The sequence below is a fragment of the Anaeromyxobacter sp. SG64 genome (assembly GCF_022690745.1).
Classification (GTDB): domain Bacteria; phylum Myxococcota; class Myxococcia; order Myxococcales; family Anaeromyxobacteraceae; genus Anaeromyxobacter; species Anaeromyxobacter soli.
The window spans coordinates 1-20,056 of the sequence record NZ_JALCZB010000043.1; the positions used below are offsets into that span (position 1 = coordinate 1).

Sequence of the window (20,056 nt, forward strand, 5' to 3'; positions counted from 1 at the left end):
GAGGCCGCGCCGGAGCGCGCCGCGCAGCCGGGCGCCGACGCCGCGCTCGACGCCGTGCGGGAGCGCATCGTCGCCGCTGCGCGCGCGCTCCTCGGGAGGCGCTTCCGCGGCGACTGCTCGGCGTTCGTGCTGCGCGCGTACCGGGCGGCGGGCGTCGGCGTGCGGCTCGGCCCGGGCGTGTCCCGCTCCGAGTCGCTCTACCGCGCGAGCCGGCCGGTCGAGGCGCCGCGCCCGGGCACGCTCGTGTTCTTCCACGACAGCTACGACCGCGATCGCGATCGGCGGCTCGACGATCGCTTCACGCACGTCGCGCTCGTCGAGCGCGTCGAGGGCACGACGGTGTTCCTCCTGCACCGCGCCCGCACGGGCGTCGAGCGCGCGCGCATGGACCTTTCACGGCCGGACGATCCCGCCTCGAACGATCTCCTGCGCGCCCGGCGGCGCCGCGATCCGCGCGGCACGCGCTACCTGACGGGCGAGCTCTTCACCGCTTTCGGGGAGTTGCTGCAGGGAGACGTCACCCAGATGTTGCAGGCGGGCCGCGTCGCCGAAACGGGCGCGCGGCACCCTGCAGCCAGATGAGCCACGACCCCACCACCCCAGGCGGCGCCATCGAGATCGACGCGGGCGGTGGCGCCTCGATCGCCATCGACCCGTCCACGGCGACGGTCGTCATCCGGACCGGTCGCCTGGCCCGTATCCTCTCCTTCGACGAGGCGCTCCTCCTCTCGTTCAGCCGCTTCCACAGCCCGTGGCGGACGGCGGTCGCGCGGGCGCTGACGCACGCGGGCGACGCGAAGAGCTGGACCTTCGCCGGCCTCGCGCTGCTCGCCACCGGGACCGCGCAGGGCAAGCACCTCGGGCTGCGGCTCGGGGCGGCCTCGCTGCTCGCGACGGTCCTCTCCCAGTCGCTGAAGCGCAGCCTCACCCGCGCGCGGCCGGACGTCTCGATCGCGGGCTTCGAGGCCCTGGCGCAGAACCCCGACCGCTTCTCGTTCCCGTCCGGCCACACCGCCGCCGCGTTCGGCGTGGCGGTGGCCTACGCCGGCGAGCCCAAGGGGCTGGGGCCGCTGGCGCTGCTCCTCGCGGTGGGCATCGGGCTCTCGCGCGTGTACCTGGGCGCGCACTACCCGCTCGACGTGGGCGCCGGCGCGCTCCTCGGGGTGGCGGCCGGGCTCGCGGCCCGCCTCCTCGTCTCCTGAGCCGGCGGGTGAGCGCGCGCGCTCGTCGCGCGATGCGCATCCGTTCGGGCGGGAGGAATCCACATGCGGAAGCTCTCGATCGCGGCGGCGCTCCTGGCGCCGGCGCTCACCCTCGCCCAGGCGGGCACGACCGCCGGACAGCCTGGCGCCGCGGGCTCCGCCGGAGCCGGCACCGCCGGCGCTGCGCAGCCCGGCCAGGCGGGCGCGGGCACCACCGACTCGACCACCGCAGGGACGACGCCGGGCGCGGCCGGGACCGCCGGGGCCGCCGGAACGGCCGGCAGCGCCGGGATGACGGGCGGCACGGGCGCTCAGCCCTGCCCGCCGGGCATGGTCCCCGCGACGAGCGCCGGAGTGCCCTCCACCGCCACGACCCCCGGTGACGGCGCGACGGCCGGAGCGGCGGCGGGCGCGGCGCAGGGGACCGGCTCGGGCGCCACGGGCGCGGGGACCGGGACCGGCGGGAGCGCGGGCGGGACCACCTGCGTCCCCGCGGGCACGACCGGGAGCGGGACGGGCGCAGCCGGGACCACCGGCGGGAACGGCGCGACGCAGTCGCCCGGCGCGGGCGGCACGTCGGGGATGTCGCCGCCCGCGGGTGGCGCCCCGGAGGGCTCGGGATCCGGCGCAGCGGGGGCGGTCGGCGGCGCCTCGACGCCCGCCACGCGGCAGCCCTGACCTCGGGGGAGCGGCGCCTCGCAGCGACAGGCGTCGGCGCCGGCTCGGGCGCGAGGCCGCTCCGCGCGCGAGAGGCGCCTCTTCCACGGCCAGGGCGCCTCGGCGGCGCGCTCGCGGCGACCGCCGCCTACGCGCCGGGGACGCCCGGCGCGCGGCTCCGCGGGTGACGCACGTCGGTGCCGCGGACCATGTAGACGACCATCTCGGCGAGGTTCGTCGCGTGGTCGCCGAAGCGCTCGAGGTGCTTCGCGGCGAACATGAGCGCGGTCGCGCGGCGGATGTTCTTCGAGTCCTCCATCATGCGGCCGAGCATGTCGTTGAAGATCTTGAGGTAGAGGGCGTCGATGAGCTCGTCGCTCTTCATGACCTCCTCGGCCTTCGCGACGTCTCCGGTGACGAACGCGTCGAGCGCCTTCTTGAGCTGCGCCTCGGCGAGGTCCGCGATCTTGGCGAGGTCATGGGTGGGCGCGAAGGCGGGCGCCTGGGCGAGGTCGAGCGCGCGCTCGGCGACGTTCACCGCGAGATCGCCCATCCGCTCCAGGTCCACCACGATCTTGAGCGCGGTCGTGATGAAGCGCAGGTCGGAGGCGGCCGGCTGGCGCAGGGCGAGGATGCGCCGGCACTGGCCGTCCACGTCCACCTCCATCCGGTTGATCTCGCGGTCCCGCAGCTTCACCTGCTCGGCGAGCTCCACGTCGCGCTCGGTGACCGCGCGCACGCTCGAGACGATGGCCTGCTCGACCAGGCCCCCCATCGCGAGCAGCCGGTCGCGGAGCTCCCGGAGCTCCGCCTCGTACGTCTTGTCGGTATGGGTCGTCGCCATGATCGTCCTCGAGGAGAAGCCTAGCCGAACTTGCCGGTGACGTAATCCTCGGTGCGCTGCTCGCGTGGCGTCGTGAAGATCTGCTCGGTGGGCCCGACCTCGACGAGCTCGCCCATGTAGAAGAAGGCGGTCTGGTCCGACACGCGCGCCGCCTGCTGCATGTTGTGGGTGACGATGGCGATCGTGTAGCGCGCCTTCAGCTCGTGGATGAGGTCCTCGATCTTGGCCGTGGCGATGGGGTCGAGCGCGCTCGCGGGCTCGTCCATGAGCAGCACCTCCGGCTCGACCGCCAGCGCCCGCGCGATGCAGAGCCGCTGCTGCTGGCCGCCCGAGAGGCCCATGGCGCTCTCCCCGAGGCGGTCCTTCACCTCGTCCCAGAGCGCCGCCGAGTGCAGCGAGCGCTCGATGCGCTCCCCGAGCTCCCGCTTGTCGGAGAGGCCGCCGATGCGCAGGCCGTAGGCGACGTTCTCGAAGATCGACTTCGGGAACGGGTTCGACTTCTGGAACACCATGCCCACGCGCCGGCGCAGCTCGACGGCGTCGAGGTGCCCCGCGTAGATGCTGCGGCCGTCGAGCAGGATCTCGCCCGAGGCGCTGGCGCCGGGGATGAGGTCGTTCATCCGGTTGAGCGCGCGCAGGAAGGTGGACTTGCCGCAGCCCGAGGGGCCGATGAGCGCGGTGACCTGGCGCTCGGGGAGCGTGAGGCTCACGCCCTTCACGGCGGCCTTCGGGCCGTAGCGGATCTCGAGCCCGCGGGTCTCCATCTTCGGGGCGGCGGAGGCGTGCTGGGGGATGCTCGTCATCTCAGTGTCCGGCGGCGGCCTTGCGGCGGGTGCGGGTGCGGATGGCGATCGCGACGAGGTTCAGGGCGAAGGTGAACGCGAGCAGCACGAACACCGTCGCGTAGAGCAGGGGGCGCGTCGCCTCGACGTCGGGCGACTGCGTCGCGAGCACGTAGACGTGGTAGCCGAGGTGCATGAACTGCGACCACACGGAGCCGGGCAGCTCGGGGAGGAAGTAGGCGACCCCCGTGAACAGGAGGGGCGCCACCTCGCCCGCGCCGCGCGCCACGGCGAGGATCGCGCCGGTGAGGATACCCGGGAGCGCCTGGGGGAGAACGACGCGGGCGAGGGTCTGCGAGCGGGTCGCGCCGAGCGCGAGGCTCGCGTCGCGGTGCTCGCGCGGGACGGCGCGGAGCGCCTCCTCGGTCGCGACGATGACCACCGGGAGGGTCAGCACCGCGAGCGTGAGCGCGGCCCACAGGAGCGCGGGGCGCCCGTAGTGGAGCTCGCCCGGCGGGGAGAGCGCGTGGTCGAGCGCCCCGCCCACGAACTGGATGAAGAAGCCGAGGCCGAACAGGCCGAAGACGATCGACGGCACCCCGGCGAGGTTCGTGACGGCGACGCGCACGAGCGCCGCCATGCGCGAGCTCGGCGCCGCGTACTCGTGAAGGTAGACCGCCGTGAGGACGCCGACCGGCATGACGGCGACCGTCATGATGAGCGTCATCACCGCGGTGCCGTAGATGGCGGGGAAGATGCCGCCGGCGGTCATCCCCTCCTCCGGCGAGGAGGTGAGGAACTCCCAGCTCACCCGGCCGGCGCCCCCGCGGAACACGTCCACGAGGATCACCGCCAGCATGGCGACGACGAGCGCGGCGGCGGCCCCGGTGAGGACGGTCAGCGCGGCGCCGAGGGTCTTGCGCGTGGCGACGCTCACGCGGTCCCCGCCATGCGCCGCACGAGCCGCTTCACGAACGCCGCCGCGAGCGAGTTGAGCACGAAGGTGAAGAGGAACAGCTCCACCCCGATGAAGAACAGCACCGCGTAGTGGGTGCCCCCGAACACCACCTCGCCCATCTCCGCGGCGATGGTGGCGGGCAGCGTGCGCACCGAGTCGCCGAGGCTGAAGGTCGTCATCGCGGCGTTGCCGGAGGCCATGAGCACGATCATCGTCTCGCCGATGGAGCGGCCGAAGCCGAGCACCACCGCGGCGAGCACGCCCGGGGCCGCGGCGGGCAGCACCACCTTGAACGCCGTCTCCCAGCGGGTGGCCCCGAGCGCGAGCGACGCCTCGCGGTAGCTGCGCGGGACCGCGGTGAGCGCGTCCTCGCTGACCGTGAAGATGACCGGCACCACGGTGAGGGCGAGCGCGACCCCGGCCACCACCGCGTTCAGGCGCGAGGTGAAGCCGAACGCGTCCTGGAGGACGCTCGCGAGCACGATGAGCGCGAAGAACCCGAGCACCACGGAGGGGATGCCGGCGAGGAGCTCGATCGTCGGCTTCAGCACCTCGCGCAGCCGCCGGGGCGCGAACTCGGAGGTGAAGAGCGCCGCCGCGACGCCCACCGGCACCGACACGAGCATGGCGACGGCCGTCACCTTGAGGGTCCCGACGAACAGCGGGACCATCGAGTACTTCGGGATCTCGGAGACCGGCTGCCAGCTGAAGAAGGCCGGCCGCCCGGCGCGCCAGGCCTGGGGGAGGAACATGCGCGCGAGGTCCGTCTCCTCCCGGACCTCCGGCGAGGTGAAGATCGGGAGCGCCTCGCGCGCGACGAAGACGAAGATGAGGACGACGGCGGCGATGCCGGTGAGCGCGACCAGGGTGATGACCGCCTGGATCGCCGCCTCACGGAGCTGCCTCCGTCGCATCGACGGGGAGGGGCGTGCCACCTCCTCCTCCCCGGTTTCGGCAATGACCTGTTCCACGGGCGGGGGTTCTCGCACGGCTCGGTGACGCCCGCGTGACGGCCGCGTCGCGTCCATGTGACACGGCACCGCCCGCCCGGCGTGACGCCGGGCGAGCGGCAGGGTCCCTGCCCGCTACTTGACGGGGAAGTAGCCGACCTGCGTGACGATCTTCTGCCCGGCGGGGGAGAGGCAGTAGTCGATGAACGCCTTGGCCTCGCCGGAGGGCTTGCCGCGCGTGTACATGAAGAGCGGCCGGGAGAGCGGGTACTTGCCGGAGGCGACGTTCTCCGCGCTCGGCGTGTAGCCCTGGCCGTCCGCGCCGACCACCTTGACCTCCTTCACGCCCTTCGCGTACGCCGCGCCGCCGTACCCGATGCCGTTCTTCTCCTTCGCGACCGCGTTCACCACCGCGGCCGTGCCCGGCAGCGTCTGCGCGGAGGACGCGTAGTCGGCGCCCTTGAGCACGTTCTCCTTGAAGAAGACGTAGGTGCCCGACGAGTTCTCGCGCGAGTAGAGGACGATGGGCGCGTCGCTGCCGCCGACGTCCTTCCAGTTCGTCACGTCGCCCGCGTAGATCTTCTCGAGCTGCTCGATCGTGAGCTGCTGCACGGGGTTCGCGGCGTTCACGTAGATCGCGACGCCGTCCTTCGCGACGGCGGTCTCGGTGGGCAGGATGTTGTAGCGCTCCCGCACCTTGCCCTTCTCCGCGTCCTTCATCGCGCGCGACGCGTTCGCGATGTCGGTCGTCCCGTTGATGAGGGCGGCGATGCCGACGCCCGAGCCGCCGCCCGTGACCTGGACGCGCTTGCCGGTGTTCTGCTTCATGTACTCCTCGGCCCAGCGCTGGGCGAGGATGACCATCGTGTCGGAGCCCTTCACGGTCACGGCGGCGCTGGCGAGGGCCGGCGCGATGGCCGCGACGAGGGCGATGAGCGTGCGCTTCATTCGTGTCTTCTCCTGTTCCCTGGGTGACTAGAACTTGGCCTGCGCCTGGACGATGAACTGGTCGCGCTTGGGGTCGGACGAAACGCCCGGGGCCCGGTCGCCGTTCATCGGGTGCGCCCAGGCGAGGGAGATCTTCCCGCCCTCGCCCACGAAGGTGTGCACGGCCGCCTGGATCTCGCGGGCGGTCTTCACGTTCGTGCCGGTGAGCGGGAGCGTGTTGTCCGCCGTGAACTCCTCGTAGCGGAACGCGACCTGGTGGTAGCGCCCCACGTTCTGGGTGGCGAGCCCGTACCAGCCGTGCCCCGTCTTGCCGAGCTTGTCGCCCGCGCCGCCGTTCTTGTCGCTGATGGTCGTGCGGCCCCAGATGTACTCACCCTTGAGCGCGGTGCCGCCCACGGGGAGGAGATCGAGGTAGAGCTGCGCGTCCGCGCCGAGGCGGTAGCGGTCGTACTCGGGGTCGTCGGAGGCGACGTAGTTCACGGTCTTGCCGTACCAGCCCGACACGCCGCCGGTGAGCATCCCGAGGTCGACGCCGAGGCGGCCGATCACGTCCTTGCGCTGGTCGTTGTCGTAGCCCGCCTGCTTCGCGTCGACGCCGTCGCCGTTGAAGAGGCCGACCTTGAAGTTGAGCGGCCCGTACACGCCCTTCAGGGCGACGCCGAGGTCGTACTCACCGGCGAGGTAGGCGCGGACGACCGCGGAGCGCTCGAGGAGGTCGAGATCCGACGAGGAGCGGACGCCGACCTCGTAGCCGAAGGGGAAGAGCTGGAGGCCCGCGTCGATGGCGAAGCCCTGCCACGGCAGCTTGATGGACGCGAACGCCTCCTTCGCCGAGACGCCGGCGGGGGTCGCGTCGAGCTGGAGGACGAACTGCGACCAGTCCGCGTCGTACGCCGCCTTGAGGCGGCCGCGGCGGATGAAGAACCCCTGCTGCGCCGGGGCGCTCTCGGGCGTCGTGTTGAAGTCGGCGGCGGTGCTCTCCTGCCAGGCGTAGCGGCCCTGGATGTAGCCGGAGAACTTGAGCTTCTTGAGGCTCGCCACGTCGGTCTTCGTCTCCGCGTACTGCTCCGCGAGGGAGTCGACCTTGCCCTGGATGGCGGAGCCGTCGAACGGAGTCTCTTCCTGCCCGCCCTGAGCGGCGGGGGACTGCTGCTCGGCGGGGGCCTGCTGGGGCGCGGCGGCGGCCTCCTGCGCGCGCGCGAGCGCGGGGCAGAGCGCGAGCACGGCGAGGATGGCGGTGAGGCGGTTCATGAGGTGTCGGACCCTTTCGTGAGGTCGAGCGAAGGCTCGGTCCGGGCACGTTTCTAGGGGCCGGCGATGACGCGCCCACGGCGGCGGCGTGACGAAACGGCGAACTCGGCACGCGTCGCCGCCCGGGCGGGAAGGACGGGCGACCGGAGGCGACGGAGCTCAGGCGGCGGGGAGCCGCACCCAGAACCGCGAGCCGCTCGCGCCGCTCTCGACGCCGACCTCGCCGCCCATCCCCTGCACGAGGTGCTTCACGATGGCGAGGCCGAGGCCGGTGCCGCCGTGGTCGCGCGCGCGGCCCGGGTCGATGCGGTAGAAGCGCTCGAAGAGCCGCGGCAGGTGATGGCGGTCGATGCCCGGGCCGGTGTCCGTCACCGACAGCACCCACCCGTCCCCCTCGCGCTCGGCGCCGACGGTCACGCCGCCCTCCGCCGTGTACTTCACGGCGTTCTCGACGAGGTTCACGAGCACCTGCTCGAGCGCGCGCGCGTCCGCCCGCACCCGCGCCTCGTCCGGCACCTCGGCCGCGAGCCGGAGGCCCTTCCCGCGCGCGGCCGCCGCGACGAGGTCCACGGCCTGCGCCGTCACGTGCGCCGCGTCGACGGGCGCGAGCTCGAACGACCACTGCCGCGACTCGATGCGCGAGAGGTCGAGCAGGTCCTGGGTGAGCCGCGACAGCCGCTCCGCGTGCCGCGCCACGATGCCCACGAACTCGCGCGCGGCGGCGGGATCCTCGAGCGCGCCGGCGAGCAGCGTCTCCGCCGCGGCGCGGATGGCCGCCACCGGGGTGCGGAGCTCGTGGCTCGCGTTCGCCACGAAGTCGCGCCGGGTCGCGGCCGCGCGCTTCGCCTCGGTGACGTCGCGGAGCAGGAGGAGCACCTCGCCGCGGAGGAGCGGCGCGAGGTGGACGAGCCAGGTGCGGCGGCCGAGCTGCAGCTCGAGCTTGCGCGCGGTGCCCTCGAGGGCGCGCTTCACCGCCTCGGACAGCTCCGCGCTCCGCGTGATCTCGAGCGGCGTGAGCCCGGCGGCGCGCCCGCTCGCGGCGAGCGTGTCGAAGGCGGCGTTGGAGACGCGCACCCAGCCGTCGCGCGACACGAGCGCGGCGGCGTCGGGGAGCGCCGCGAGGAGCTCCTGCTCGGTCGCGTCCGGGTGGAGCGCACCGCCCCGGCGCGGCGCGCGCGCGGCGAGGAGCTCCGCGAGCTCGCGCACGTCGCGGCCCAGATCCGCCGGCGGCCCCCCAGCGAGCTCGGCGCGCAGCGCGCGGATGGCGGCGTTCAGGGGGGTGCGGCCGAGCACGCGCTAGCCTTTCTCGTCGGGGTCGATCAGCCGGTAGCCGATCCCCCTCACCGTCTCCAGCAGATCCCTGCCCGATCCCAGCTTCTCGCGCAGCCGCTTCACGTGCGTGTCGACGGTGCGCGTCTCGACCTCCGACGACATCTCCCAGACGTCCTCGAGGAGCTGCTCGCGCGACTGGACGCGGCCGAGCCGCGCCATGAACGTCGTGAGGAGCCTGAACTCGAGGGGCGTGAGCTGCACCTCCGCGCCGTCCACGAAGGCGCGGTGCGCGTCCACGTCCACGCGGATGGGCCCGACCGACTCGGGAGGCCGCTCCGCCGAGCGCCCCCCGCCGGCGCGGCGCGCGACGGCCTTGAGGCGCAGCACGAGCTCGCGCACGCTGAACGGCTTCGTCACGTAGTCGTCGGCCCCGACCTCGAAGCCGACCACGCGGTCGAGCTCGTCCCCCTTGGCCGTGAGCATCACCACCGGGACGTGCCGCGTGCGGGGGTCCGCCTTGATCTGCCGGCACACCTCGGTACCCGACACGTCGGGCAACATGAGGTCGAGGAGGACGATGTCCGGAACCCTGCGCCTGAGCTGGATCAGCGCCTGCTCGCCCGTGGTGGCGAGGAGGGTCTCGAACCCGGCGGCTCGCAGGTTGAAGTCCAGGAGCGAGAGGAGATCCCGCTCGTCGTCGACCAGAAGTACGGACGTCACGGGACGAGCTTAACGCACGCTGCTGTGACAGGCTGATGACCGCCATGCGACGGAACGGTGAACGGCCCAGGGCGGGTCCCCGCGCGGGGCGCGGCTCGCGATACGATGGCGCGCGCATGCGACGCCTCGCGCTCTCCGCCTCGCTCGCGCTCGCGCTCGGCTGCGCGTCCGCCCCCGTCGCGGAGCCCGCGACGCTCACGCCGAACGGTGCGATGCTCCGCGGCGCGGAGCTCGCGCGCGCGCGGTGCCTCCTCGTCGCGCCGTTCGAGAACGCCTCCGACGTCGCGCTCGCCGCGGAGGCCGCCACCTCGGCGCTCCTCTCCGGGGTCGATCCCTCGCGGGCGCGCGTGTTCCCCATCCCCGAGCTGCGCGCGGTCTTCCGCGACACTCCGCTCGAGCTGCCCGCCGGGATCGCCCCGAGCCTCGCGCTCGAGCTCGCGGAGCTCGTGGGCGCCGACGCGGCGGTGTACGGCACCGTCGAGGGCGGGGGAAAGGGCGAGGACGCCCCCCTGCTCGTGTCGGTGCGCGTCGCCGTCACCGGAGCGCACCGCCTGCTGTTCGCGCGGAACGCGGTGGTCCACGCCGCGCCCGGCGAGTCGCCGGAGGAGGCCGTCCGGCGCACGGTGGACGAGCTCGCCCGCCCGATGCTCGCCAGGATCGGCGACCCCGGCCGCAAGCAGTGCTTCGATCCGGCGCGCACGCAGGCGCTCCGGCGCTTCGCCCTCGCGGAGCCGCGCCAGGGCGCCCGGCCCGACCCGCAGCCCGCGGTGGTGCCGGCGGTCGCGGAGGCGAAGGCGCCCGCGCCCGCCGCGCCGGCCTCCGAGGTGCAGCCGCGGACGCCGCGCCAGGCGGAGTGGGCCCGGAGGCTCGCGGCCGGCGAGCGGGTGGTCGTCGAGGACGTCGCGTTCTCCGGCCGCACGGCCGAGCTGCTCCGCGACGGCGGCCTCGCCGACCTCGCGATCGCGCTCGGCGCCTCGCCGGGCGTCCCGGTCCGCGTCGAGGCGTTCGTGGACGCGACCGACGATCGCGCCGGCGACGTGGAGCTCTCGAGCGCGATGGCGCGCGCGGCGGGCGAGCGGCTCCTGCAGCTCGGCCTCTCCCGCGCGCGGGTGAGCTGGGTCGGACGGGGCGGCGAGAGCCCGCTCCTCCCCAACTTCACGGCGCGCGGCCGCGCCGCCAACCGCCGCGTCGAGGTGGCCGCGGGGCGCTAGGCTCCCGCCCGCTTGACACGGCGCCCCGGCGCCGGGATTGAACGGACACCGCGCGTGCGCCTGCGATCCAGAGGACGGCCGACCGAGGGCCCACCCACCCCGCCGCCGCCCGGCGTCCACGCCCCGTCACGCGCCGCGCTCGGCGCGGGGGCGCCCTCCGGGCTCGCGCGCGCGGCCTGGCTCGCGGCCGCGTTCGGGATGACGGTCTGCGTCGGCTTCGCCGACTACCTCACCGGCACGGACGTCTCGCTCATCCTGCTCTACCTCGCGCCGATCGGCTTCAGCACCTGGTTCGTCACGCTGCGGGGCGGGGTCGCGCTCTCGATCGGCGGCGCCGTGGTCGCCACCGCCGCCGACACGCTGTACCGGCTCGAGTCGGGCGGGCGCGCGCTGCCGGTGGCGGTGCTCGGCTGGAACGGCGTCATCCAGCTCGGCACCTCGCTCGCGCTCGTCCTCGTCCTGAACGCGCTCCGGGTCCGGCTCGAGGCGGAGGAGCTCCTCGCCCGCACCGACACGCTCACGCACATCCCCAACCGGCGCGCCTTCATCGAGGCCGCCACGCTGGAGCTGGAGCGCGCGCGGCGGCACCGCCGGCCGCTCACGTTCGCCTACGTGGACTGCGACGACTTCAAGGACGTGAACGACCGGCTCGGCCACGCGGAGGGCGACGCGCTGCTCGCCGTCGTCGGGCGGACGCTCCGGTCGGCGACCCGCGCCATCGACTCGGTCGCGCGCCTGGGAGGCGACGAGTTCGGGCTCCTGCTCCCGGAGACCGACGAGCCGATGGCGGAGGCGCTCCTCGCGCGGCTCCAGGGGACGCTGCGGGAGACGATGGACCGGCACGGCTGGGCGGTGCGCTTCAGCGTCGGCGCGGCGGTGTTCCGGAAGCCCGCCGTCTCGGTGGACGAGATGATGGCGCGCGCGGACGAGCTCATGTACGCGGCGAAGCGCACGGCCAAGGGGTCGGTCAGGCTCGGCGTGTTCGACGGCGGCGCGCGCGCCAGCGCGGCCCGGCCGAGGTAAAAGACGGCGATGCGCTTCTTCGCGACGTGCGCGAAGGGTACCGAGGGTGCCCTCCGCCGAGAGCTGTCCGCGCTCCGCCTCCCCGCCGTGCGCGGCGACCGCGGCGGCGTCTCCTTCGAGGGCCCGCTCGAGGCCGGCATGAAGGCCTGCCTGCACGCGCGCACGGCGATGCGCGTGCTCCTCGAGCTCGCGCGGTTCCCCGCCCCGTCGCCGGAGGCGCTCTACGAGGGCGCGCGCCAGGTGGCCTGGGGCGAGTGGCTCACGCTCCGGACCACCCTCGCGGTCGAGGCGACGGTCACCTCCTCCGCCATCACGCACTCGGGGTACGCTGCGCTCAAGGTGAAGGACGCGGCGGTGGACGTGCTCCGCGAGGCGCTCGGCGCGCGCCCCGACGTCGATGCCAAGGATCCCGACGTCCGCATCGTCCTCCACCTCGCCCGCGACGAGGCGGCCCTCTCGCTCGACCTCGCCGGCGAGCCGCTCCACCGCCGCGGCTACCGCGGCGGCGCGGCCACCCTGGCGCCGCTCAAGGAGACCCTCGCCGCCGCGATCCTGCTCCTCGGCGGCGTGGACCCCGAGGCGCCTTTCGTGGATCCGATGGCCGGCTCCGGGACGCTCGCGATCGAGCACGCGCTCCGCGCCCGCCACGTCGCGCCCGGCCTCGGCCGCGCGTTCGGCTTCCAGCGCTGGCCGATGTACCGCGGCGCCCCCCAGTCCGCCTGGGACCGCATGAAGGTCGAGGCGCGCGAGGCGATCCTCCCGCGCGCGCCCGCGCCGGTGCTCGCCCGCGATCTCCACACCAAGGCCATCGACGCCCTCCACCGCAACGCCGCCGCCGCCGGGGTGGCCGCGGACGTGACCATCGAGCGCGGCGACGCGCGCGAGCTCCAGCCCATCGCGGCGCGCGGCTTCCTCGTCACGAACCCGCCCTACGGCGAGCGGCTCATGTCGGGCGAGGAGGACCCGCGCGTGCAGCAGAAGAAGCTCGGAGGCTTCTACCGCGGCCTCGCCGAGATGCTCGCCCGCCACTCCGGCTGGACCGCCGTCGTGCTCTCGGGGAACCCGCTCCTCGAGCGTGCGATCGCGCTCCGGCCCGAGGTGGATCACCGGCTCTGGAACGGCCCGCTCGAGGCGCACCTGCTGAAGTACCGCATCCCGTGAGCCGGCCGCGGGCGAGTGACGAGGACGTCGGGCCGGACCCCGCGCCGGGACGGCCGGCCTCGGACCCGACCGCGACCAGACTCTCCGTTGCAGCGCCCGCGGCGCTCGCCTACGGTTCGGCCGTGCGGCCGCTCCTCACCGTCCTCCTCGCGATGGCGCTCACGGCCTCCCTCGCGCGCGCCGCCGAGGCGCCGCGCGCCACGCCGGGCCGCGCGGCCCCGAAGGCGGCGTCTCCCGCCGGTGGAAAGGAGTCGCTCGAGCGCCGCCGGGAGGCGATCGCGCGGGAGCTCATCCGGCTCGGCGGCGAGCTGCAGCGCGCCATCGAGGCGGGCGACGTCGGGGCCTTCGTGGCGCGCGTCCCACCGGACGGGCTGCGCTGCGGCGACCGGGTCGTGCCGCGCGAGCGGGTCGAGCAGGATCTCCGCGCGGAGGGGAGCTGGCTGCACGGCGTCTTCTTCGGCGGACCCGGCCACGTCCCCTTCCCCGGGATGGCCCGCTCGCTGCGCGCCTTCTTCCGCGAGGCGCGCGAGGTGGCGGTGCTCGTCGCCTTCCGCGCGGACGCCCGCGCGGGGCCCGCCGGCCTGCCCTGCATCGACTACCGAGCGCCCGGCCTCGGGACGCCCGGGGCGCCGCTCTGCTTCGTGCGGCGCGACGGCCGCTGGTGGTTCACCGAGAGCCTGTACCCGTGCCGGTGAGGATGCGGGGCGCGGACGGGCGCCCCGCCGCGGGTCACGACGTCCCCAGCTCGCCGAGCAGCTTCTTCGCCTTCCGGAGATAGCCGCGCGGCCTCGACGCCTCGGGCATCGCCTCGCCGTCGCTCATGGCGCGCTCGAGCGTCGCGCGCGCGCCGGGACGATCGCCGAGCTTCGCCTGCGCCTCCGCGCGGAGCACGAGCACCCGGATCCGGCGCGGTCCCTCCGCGAGCGCGAGCGCGCGATCGGCGGCGCCGAGCGCGTCGGCCGGCCGCCCGAGGGCGAGGTAGAGGACGCCGAGGTTCGTGGGGGGCACGTACTCGCCGGGCAGCTCGCGCTCGGACGCGAGGAGCGCCGGGAGCATGCGCTCCGGCTCGCCGATGCGCAGCGCCGCCTGGAGCCGCTGCCCGTCGAAGGCGGAGCGCGCGAGCGGGGTCGGCGCGCGGCGGGCCTCCCCATCCAGGAACGCGAGCCAGCGGCGCGCGAGCGCCTTCGCCCCGGCCGCGTCCCCCGCCTCGGCCCGCGCCGAGGAGAGGACGTCGTACAGCCAGGAGCGGTCGTCCGCGAGGACCCCGCGCGCGTCCAGCGCACGCCGCGCGCCGGGCTCGAGCGCGGCGACCTCCGCCGCGCGCGCCTTGGCGTCCTCGAGCTCGAGCGCGCACGAGAGCCCCTGGGCGGCGACGCGCGCCGCGCTCGCGCCGCGGAGGCCGGGCAGGACCTCGCCCGCCGCGCGCGCGCAGCCGGCGGGGTCGCCCGCCATCGAGAGCGCCTGGACCGCGGCCTCGGAGGCGCGCTCCCGCGCCGGGAAGCTCTTGCCGCCCGCCGCGAGCGCCTCGTGGTAGGCCACCGCGGCCTCGGCGTGCCTCCGCGCGCCGAGGAGCCGGTCCGCGCGCGCGAGCGCCTCCTCCGCGCGCGACACCTCGCCGGCCCGGAGCTGGCGCTCACCGTCGAGCGCGATCCGCTCGATCTGCTCGGCCGTCGCGGTCCCGGCCCAGCGGACGATCACCCGCTCGTCCTCCGGGTTCACGACGAGGATGCTCGGCCACGCGTCGATCGGGAACTTGCCGACGAAGGCCGCGTTCCTGGGCTTCTCCGTGTCGATGTCGAGCCAGACGAACCGTCCGGCGAGCTTCTGGAGCCGCTTGTCCGGGAGGACGTAGGCCCGCATGAAGCGGCAGGTGGGTCACCAGGGGGCCCAGACGTCCACGACGAGCGGCACGCCGCGCGAGCGCGCCTCGGCGCGCGCGCGGTCGTAGTCGTCCGCGATGGACCGGCCCCGCGCGGTGCCGGGCGCCGCGACCGCGCGGACCGGCCCGACGAGGGCGAGCGCTGCGGCGAGGACGGCGACGGAGGCGGGGAGTCGCATGCCCGGGAGCATAGCGTCCGGGCTCCCCGCGCGACAGCGGAAGCTCACGACCGGCGCTCGCGAGCGCCGTCAGGCGCCACCGGTCCGGGTCTCGCGCGGCGGCGCCTCGGCGAGCCGCACCGGCCCGTCGCCGCGCTTCAGCGAGAGCGCGAGCGTGAAGCGCGCGACCGGCTCCTCACCGTACTTGTCCGGCACGAGCGCCGTGATCCCGACGGGCAAGGTCACGCGCTCGCCGGTCTCGTGCGTCTTGCGCACCGCCGCGGCGACGCGCGCGCCGTCGGCGCAGCGGAAGAGGACGTCGCCGTCGGCGCGCTTCAGGAACTCTCCCTTCACGTCGGCGAAGACGAGCTTCACGCCGCGGAACTTCCCGACGGTGGTGAGCCGCGCGGCGTGCAGCCCGCCGGCCAGGTCGGCGCCCGCGCACAGCGCGCCGAAGTACATGGAGCCGAGGTGGTTCCGCGTGCGCCAGCCGAGGGGGATCTCGATCTCGCAGACCTCCTCGTCGAGCCGCATCACCCGGGGCCCGACGAAGAGGAGCACCGGGATCCTGAGAGACAGCAGGCGTACGAGCGCGGTTTCCTTGAGCAGCATGAGGCTCCCCGTCGAGGTCGAGGCACGAATCATAGGGGGGAGCCCGAGACGCGGGCGTCGCCCGGGCGGGGCGCTTAAGAGAAGCGCGTGCTCGACAGCTTTCACCCGGTCGTCCGCGACTGGTTCACGCGGCGGTTCGGCGACGCGACGGAGCCGCAGACGCCCGCCTGGCGGGAGATCGACGCGCGGCGCGACGTGCTCGTCTCGGCGCCCACGGGCTCGGGCAAGACGCTCGCGGCGTTCCTCCACGCCATCGACGCCCTCCTGAAGGAGGGGCTCGCCGGCGAGCTCGGCGACCGGACGCGCGTCGTCTACGTCTCGCCGCTGCGCGCGCTCGGCAACGACATCACGAGGAACCTGCAGGCGCCGCTCGCCGAGATCCGCGCCGCGGCTCACGCGGCCGGGCTCACGCTGCCCGAGCTCCGGGTCGCGGTCCGCACCGGGGACACGCCCGCCTCGGCACGGCGCAAGCTCCTGCTCCGGCCGCCGCACATCCTCGTCACCACGCCCGAGTCGCTCTACCTCCTGCTCACGAGCGAGAGCGGGCGGGCCTCCTTGGGCGACGTCGAGGCGGTGATCGTGGACGAGATCCACGCCCTCGCGGGCGACAAGCGCGGCGCGCACCTCGCGCTCTCCCTCGAGCGGCTCGAGGCGCTCGCGCGGCGGCGGCCCCAGCGCATCGGCCTCTCCGCCACGGTCGATCCGGTGGAGGAGGTGGCGCGCTTCCTCGTCGGCTCGGAGCGGGTCGATCCGCGGGGCCGTCCGCGCTGCGCGATCGTGGAGGTCGGCCGCCGGCGCCGCTTCGACGTGGCGATCGAGGTCCCGCGCGACGAGCTCTCGTCGGTCGCCTCGAGGGAGCTGTGGGCCGAGACCTACGACCGGGTGGCCGACCTCATCCGCGAGCACCGCTCCACGCTCGTGTTCGTGGGCACCCGCAGGCTCGCGGAGCGGGCGGCGCACGCGCTCGTGGAGCGGCTCGGGGAGGGCGCCGTGTCGGCGCACCACGGCAGCCTCTCCCGCGAGCGCCGGCTCGCCACGGAGGAGCGGCTGAAGGCGGGCGCGCTGCGCGCGGTGGTGGCGACCGCCTCGCTCGAGCTCGGCATCGACGTGGGCGACGTGGACCTCGTCGTCCAGCTCGGCTCGCCGGGGGCGATCTCCACCGGCACCCAGCGCATCGGGCGCGCCGCGCACGTGCGGGGCGGCACGCCCAAGGGCCGGCTCTTCCCGATGAGCCGCGACGAGCTCGTGGAGTGCGCCGCGCTCGTGCGCGGGCTCCGGCGGGCGCGCCTCGAGCCCGTCGCGGTGCGGGCCGCGCCCCTCGACGTGCTCGCCCAGCAGCTCGTGGCCGAGGCGACCTGCGGGTCGATCCACGAGGACCGCCTCTACGCGCTCGCGCGGCGCGCCTGGCCGTACCACGACCTCGCGCGGGCCGACTTCGACGCGGTGGTGGAGATGCTCTCGGAGGGGATCGCCACCACGCCCGGCCGCACCACCGCGCTCCTCCACCGCGACGGCGTGCACGGCCGCGTCAAGGCGCGGCGCGGAGCGCGCATCGCCGCGCTCACCGGCGGCGGGACCATCCCCGACACCGCGCAGTACGCCGTGGTGGCCGAGCCGGAGGGCGTGACCATCGGGCAGGTGGACGAGGACTTCGCGGTGGAGAGCCTGGCGGGCGACGTGTTCCTGCTCGGCACGACCTCCTGGATGATCCGGCGCGTGGAGGCCGGGATCGTCCGGGTCGAGGACGCCCACGGCGCTCCGCCGGGCGTCCCGTTCTGGAACGCGGAGGCGCCGGGGCGGAGCGGCGCCCTGTCGGCGGAGGTGTCGGCGCTGCGCGCGGAGCTCGAGCCGCGCCTCGCCGACCCCCAGGCGGCCGTCGCCTGGCTCGCGGCGGAGGCGGCGCTGCCCGAGGCGGGCGCGCGCCAGGTGGTGGACTACCTCGCGGCGGGGCGCGCGGCGCTCGGCGCGCTGCCCACGCAGGACACGCTCGTCGCGGAGCGCTTCTTCGACGAGGCCGGCGGGATGCAGCTCGTCCTGCACGCGCCGTTCGGCGCGCGCACCAACCGCGCCTTCGGGCTCGCGCTCCGCAAGCGCTTCTGCCGCACGTTCGACTTCGAGCTGCAGGCCGCCGCGACCGACGACGGCGTGCTCCTCTCGCTCGGGCCGCAGCACGCGTTCCCGCTCGAGACCATCTTCTCCTACGTCACGCCCGCGACGCTCGACGAGGTGCTCGAGCAGGCGGTGCTCCAGGCGCCCATGTTCGGCGTGCGCTGGCGCTGGAACGCCACGCGCGCGCTCGCCATCCCCCGCCTCTTCAGGGGCAAGCGCATGCCTCCGCCCATCGCGCGGATGCGCGCCGAGGACCTGCTCGCCGCGGTCTTCCCGGCGCAGGTCGCCTGCCAGGACAACGCGCCGGGCGGGCCGATCGAGGTGCCCGCTCACCCGCTCGTGCGCGAGACGCTGCGCGACTGCCTCACCGAGGCGATGGACGCGGCCGGGCTCCGGAGCTTGCTCGCGCGGATCGCGGCCGGCGAGGTGCGGCTGCTCGCGGTGGACACGCCCGAGCCCTCGCCGCTCTCGCACGAGCTCCTCAACGCCCGGCCCTGGGCGTTCCTCGACGACGCGCCGCTCGAGGAGCGCCGCGCGCGGGCCGTCGCGGTGCGGCGGTCGTTGCCGGCGGCCGAGGCGAGCGGCATCGGCGCGCTCGATCCCGCCGCCATCGCGGAGGTCGCCGAGCAGGTGTGGCCCGCGCCGCGCGACGCGGACGAGGTGCACGACGCGCTCCTCGATCTGGGGATCCTGCCGCTGGCGCCCGCGTCCGGATGGGAGCGGTGGCTCGGCGAGCTCGAGGCGGCGGGGCGGGCGGCCGTGATGACCGTGGGTGAGGGCCGGTGGTGGGTGGCGGCGGAGCGGGTGGGAACGGCGAGGGGGGCGGCGGGGGAGCTGAGCGCCTCGACCTCGACCTCGACCGCGAGCCCGACCTCGAACCCGACCTTCTCCCCTCCCCTCTCCCCGCTCGCGTCCGAGCGCATCCCCGAGGATCCGGTCCTCGCCCTCGTCCGCGGCTGGGTCACCCACCTCGGCCCCACCACCGCCGTCGACCTCGCCGGGCGCATCGGGCTCTCCGAAAGCGCCGCCGCGTCCGCGCTGCTCCGCCTCGAGGCCGAGGGGCTCGTCCTGCGCGGCTCCTTCCTCGCCGGATCGCCCTGGTCCGCCGACGCGCCGCACTGGTGCGAGCGGAGCGTGCTCGCGCGCATCCACCGCCTCACCCTCGGCCGGCTGCGCCGCGAGATCGAGCCCGCCAGCGCCGCCGTGTTCCTCCGCTTCCTCGCGCGCTGGCAGCACGTCGCGCCGGGCACGCGGCTCCACGGCGCGCGGGGCCTCGCCGAGGTCCTGGGACAGCTCCAGGGCTTTCACGCCGCCGCGGGCGCGTGGGAGCGCGATCTCCTGCCCGCGCGCGTCGCCGGCTACGAGCCCGGCATGCTGGACGGGCTGTGCTCGTCCGGTGAGGTCGCCTGGGGCCGGCTGCACGTGGCGCCGCCGCAGGACGGCCCGCCGCGCCGCAAGGGCGCCCCCACCCGCTCGGCCCCGGTGACGCTCGCGCTGCGCGAGGAGCTCCCCTGGCTGCTCGAGGCCATCGCGCCCGAGCGACCGCCGCTCGGCGAGATCGCGGGCGCGCTCGTCGCGGTGCTCGCGCGGCGTGGCGCCTCGTTCCTCGCCGAGCTCGCGGCCGCCGTCGGCGCGCCTGCGGGGGAGACCGAGGAGGCGCTGTGGGAGCTCGTCTCCGCCGGGCTCGTGACCTGCGACGGGTTCGCCGGGCTTCGCACGCTCATCGCGCCGCCGCCGCGCGGCCGGGTCGTCCGGCCGGGGAGCGCGGGGGGACGGTGGGCGCTGCTGAGGCCGACCCCGACCGAGAGTTCCGCGCTTCGTCCCACGGACCGCGTCGCGGCCGGCTCGAGCTCGTCCCGCCCGACCGAGAGTTCCGCGCCACGTACCGCCGGACGCGGGACGGACGGCGACCTCTCCCCGGAGACGCTCGACCGCGTGGCGCGCCAGTACCTGCGCCGCTACGGCGTCGTCTTCCGCGATGTCCTGGCTCGCGAGTCTCGCCCGCCGCCCTGGCGCGATCTCGTCCGCGTCTACCGGTCGCTCGAGGCGCGCGGTGAGATCCGCGGCGGTCGCTTCGTGGTGGGCTTCAGCGGTGAGCAGTTCGCGCTGCCGGAAGCGGTGGACGCGCTCCGCGCCGCGCGGCGCGCGGGGGATGGGAACCCCGACCGGCTCGACCTCTCCGCGTCCGACCCGCTGAACCTCGCCGGCATCCTCACTCCCGGGCCGCGCATTCCCGCCGCGCCAGGGAGCCGCGTCATGCTCGAGGGCGGCGTTCCCGTCGCCGCGATCGTGCAGGGCACGCAGGCGGGGACGGGGTGA

19 protein-coding genes are annotated in these 20,056 nt (G+C 75.2%); 8 read left to right on the forward strand and 11 right to left on the reverse strand.

From position 1 onward, the window contains the following. From MNZ29_RS13890 to MNZ29_RS13900, 3 genes are all read left to right on the forward strand, one after another. The coding region (locus tag MNZ29_RS13890; protein WP_242355592.1) for an NlpC/P60 family protein at positions 1–582 on the forward strand (582 nt) is incomplete at its 5' end. Beyond that, positions 579–1,202: a phosphatase PAP2 family protein gene (locus tag MNZ29_RS13895; RefSeq protein WP_242338964.1), complete on the forward strand. Its 624-nt coding sequence runs from the start codon at positions 579–581 to the stop codon at positions 1,200–1,202. The genes MNZ29_RS13890 and MNZ29_RS13895, both read left to right, overlap by 4 nt. A gap of 63 nt (positions 1,203–1,265) precedes the next feature. Next, the gene (locus MNZ29_RS13900) at positions 1,266–1,880 is read left to right on the forward strand and encodes a hypothetical protein (RefSeq protein ID WP_242355594.1); all 615 of its coding nucleotides are present in this window, start codon (positions 1,266–1,268) and stop codon (positions 1,878–1,880) included. Between the two features lie 127 nt (positions 1,881–2,007). Here MNZ29_RS13900 and phoU read toward each other — a convergent pair whose 3' ends face one another. From phoU to MNZ29_RS13940, 8 genes are all read right to left on the reverse strand, one after another. Then, positions 2,008–2,703: a phosphate signaling complex protein PhoU gene (gene phoU / locus MNZ29_RS13905; RefSeq protein WP_242338968.1), complete on the reverse strand. Its 696-nt coding sequence runs from the start codon at positions 2,701–2,703 to the stop codon at positions 2,008–2,010. Between the two features lie 20 nt (positions 2,704–2,723). Continuing rightward, positions 2,724–3,467 (reverse strand): phosphate ABC transporter ATP-binding protein PstB, encoded by a 744-nt coding sequence (pstB, locus tag MNZ29_RS13910; protein ID WP_242339036.1) that lies wholly within the window; start codon positions 3,465–3,467, stop codon positions 2,724–2,726. Positions 3,468–3,507: 40 nt separating this feature from the next. Beyond that, positions 3,508–4,422 (reverse strand): phosphate ABC transporter permease PstA, encoded by a 915-nt coding sequence (pstA, locus tag MNZ29_RS13915; RefSeq protein WP_242355595.1) that lies wholly within the window; start codon positions 4,420–4,422, stop codon positions 3,508–3,510. Then, on the reverse strand, positions 4,419–5,357 hold the full coding sequence (gene pstC, locus MNZ29_RS13920; RefSeq protein ID WP_242355607.1) for a phosphate ABC transporter permease subunit PstC: 939 nt from the start codon (positions 5,355–5,357) through the stop codon (positions 4,419–4,421). The genes pstA and pstC overlap by 4 nt, the downstream gene beginning before the upstream one ends. Positions 5,358–5,528: 171 nt before the next feature. Next, entirely contained in the window at positions 5,529–6,341 is an 813-nt protein-coding gene (locus tag MNZ29_RS13925; RefSeq protein WP_242338972.1) for a phosphate ABC transporter substrate-binding protein, read from the reverse strand. A 27-nt stretch (positions 6,342–6,368) separates the two neighbouring features. After that, on the reverse strand, positions 6,369–7,592 hold the full coding sequence (locus tag MNZ29_RS13930) for a porin (protein WP_242355597.1): 1,224 nt from the start codon (positions 7,590–7,592) through the stop codon (positions 6,369–6,371). A gap of 159 nt (positions 7,593–7,751) precedes the next feature. Then, positions 7,752–8,885, reverse strand: a complete 1,134-nt coding sequence (locus MNZ29_RS13935) for a cell wall metabolism sensor histidine kinase WalK (protein ID WP_242355599.1) — start codon at positions 8,883–8,885, stop codon at positions 7,752–7,754. 3 nt (positions 8,886–8,888) lie between these two features. Next, complete coding sequence (locus MNZ29_RS13940; RefSeq protein WP_242338978.1) at positions 8,889–9,584, reverse strand: response regulator; 696 nt, start codon at positions 9,582–9,584, stop codon at positions 8,889–8,891. A 116-nt stretch (positions 9,585–9,700) separates the two neighbouring features. Between MNZ29_RS13940 and MNZ29_RS13945 the strand changes: the two genes are divergently transcribed. The 4 genes from MNZ29_RS13945 (at position 9,701) to MNZ29_RS13960 (ending at position 13,674) form a co-directional block, all read left to right on the forward strand. Further along, a complete protein-coding gene (locus tag MNZ29_RS13945; RefSeq protein WP_242338980.1) occupies positions 9,701–10,795 on the forward strand; it encodes an OmpA family protein in 1,095 nt (364 codons plus the stop codon). Between the two features lie 54 nt (positions 10,796–10,849). Then, positions 10,850–11,818, forward strand: a complete 969-nt coding sequence (locus MNZ29_RS13950; RefSeq protein WP_242338982.1) for a diguanylate cyclase — start codon at positions 10,850–10,852, stop codon at positions 11,816–11,818. Positions 11,819–11,827: 9 nt separating this feature from the next. After that, positions 11,828–12,979: a class I SAM-dependent RNA methyltransferase gene (locus tag MNZ29_RS13955; RefSeq protein WP_242338984.1), complete on the forward strand. Its 1,152-nt coding sequence runs from the start codon at positions 11,828–11,830 to the stop codon at positions 12,977–12,979. Positions 12,980–13,101: 122 nt separating this feature from the next. Next, positions 13,102–13,674, forward strand: a complete 573-nt coding sequence (locus tag MNZ29_RS13960) for a hypothetical protein (RefSeq protein ID WP_242355601.1) — start codon at positions 13,102–13,104, stop codon at positions 13,672–13,674. Positions 13,675–13,708: 34 nt separating this feature from the next. Here MNZ29_RS13960 and MNZ29_RS13965 read toward each other — a convergent pair whose 3' ends face one another. From MNZ29_RS13965 to MNZ29_RS13975, 3 genes are all read right to left on the reverse strand, one after another. Next, positions 13,709–14,839: a hypothetical protein gene (locus MNZ29_RS13965; protein ID WP_242338988.1), complete on the reverse strand. Its 1,131-nt coding sequence runs from the start codon at positions 14,837–14,839 to the stop codon at positions 13,709–13,711. A gap of 15 nt (positions 14,840–14,854) precedes the next feature. Then, positions 14,855–15,037, reverse strand: a complete 183-nt coding sequence (locus tag MNZ29_RS13970; RefSeq protein ID WP_242338989.1) for a thioredoxin family protein — start codon at positions 15,035–15,037, stop codon at positions 14,855–14,857. A 69-nt stretch (positions 15,038–15,106) separates the two neighbouring features. Further along, on the reverse strand, positions 15,107–15,628 hold the full coding sequence (locus MNZ29_RS13975; protein WP_242338991.1) for a DUF4442 domain-containing protein: 522 nt from the start codon (positions 15,626–15,628) through the stop codon (positions 15,107–15,109). A gap of 87 nt (positions 15,629–15,715) precedes the next feature. Here MNZ29_RS13975 and MNZ29_RS24980 point away from each other — a divergent pair, with 87 nt between their 5' ends. Beyond that, positions 15,716–20,056: a DEAD/DEAH box helicase gene (locus tag MNZ29_RS24980; protein WP_242355603.1), complete on the forward strand. Its 4,341-nt coding sequence runs from the start codon at positions 15,716–15,718 to the stop codon at positions 20,054–20,056.

Coding starts and splice junctions, on each gene's coding strand:
- MNZ29_RS13975 (WP_242338991.1), bottom strand. CDS start 15,628: ATGCTGCTCAAGGAAACCGCGCTCGTACGCCTGCTGTCTCTCAGGATC.
- MNZ29_RS13965 (WP_242338988.1), bottom strand. CDS start 14,839: ATGCGGGCCTACGTCCTCCCGGACAAGCGGCTCCAGAAGCTCGCCGGA.
- MNZ29_RS13945 (WP_242338980.1), top strand. CDS start 9,701: ATGCGACGCCTCGCGCTCTCCGCCTCGCTCGCGCTCGCGCTCGGCTGC.
- phoU (WP_242338968.1), bottom strand. CDS start 2,703: ATGGCGACGACCCATACCGACAAGACGTACGAGGCGGAGCTCCGGGAG.
- MNZ29_RS13895 (WP_242338964.1), top strand. CDS start 579: ATGAGCCACGACCCCACCACCCCAGGCGGCGCCATCGAGATCGACGCG.
- pstC (WP_242355607.1), bottom strand. CDS start 5,357: ATGCGACGGAGGCAGCTCCGTGAGGCGGCGATCCAGGCGGTCATCACC.
- MNZ29_RS13925 (WP_242338972.1), bottom strand. CDS start 6,341: ATGAAGCGCACGCTCATCGCCCTCGTCGCGGCCATCGCGCCGGCCCTC.
- MNZ29_RS13970 (WP_242338989.1), bottom strand. CDS start 15,037: ATGCGACTCCCCGCCTCCGTCGCCGTCCTCGCCGCAGCGCTCGCCCTC.
- MNZ29_RS13930 (WP_242355597.1), bottom strand. CDS start 7,592: ATGAACCGCCTCACCGCCATCCTCGCCGTGCTCGCGCTCTGCCCCGCG.
- MNZ29_RS13900 (WP_242355594.1), top strand. CDS start 1,266: ATGCGGAAGCTCTCGATCGCGGCGGCGCTCCTGGCGCCGGCGCTCACC.
- pstB (WP_242339036.1), bottom strand. CDS start 3,467: ATGGAGACCCGCGGGCTCGAGATCCGCTACGGCCCGAAGGCCGCCGTG.
- MNZ29_RS13955 (WP_242338984.1), top strand. CDS start 11,828: ATGCGCTTCTTCGCGACGTGCGCGAAGGGTACCGAGGGTGCCCTCCGC.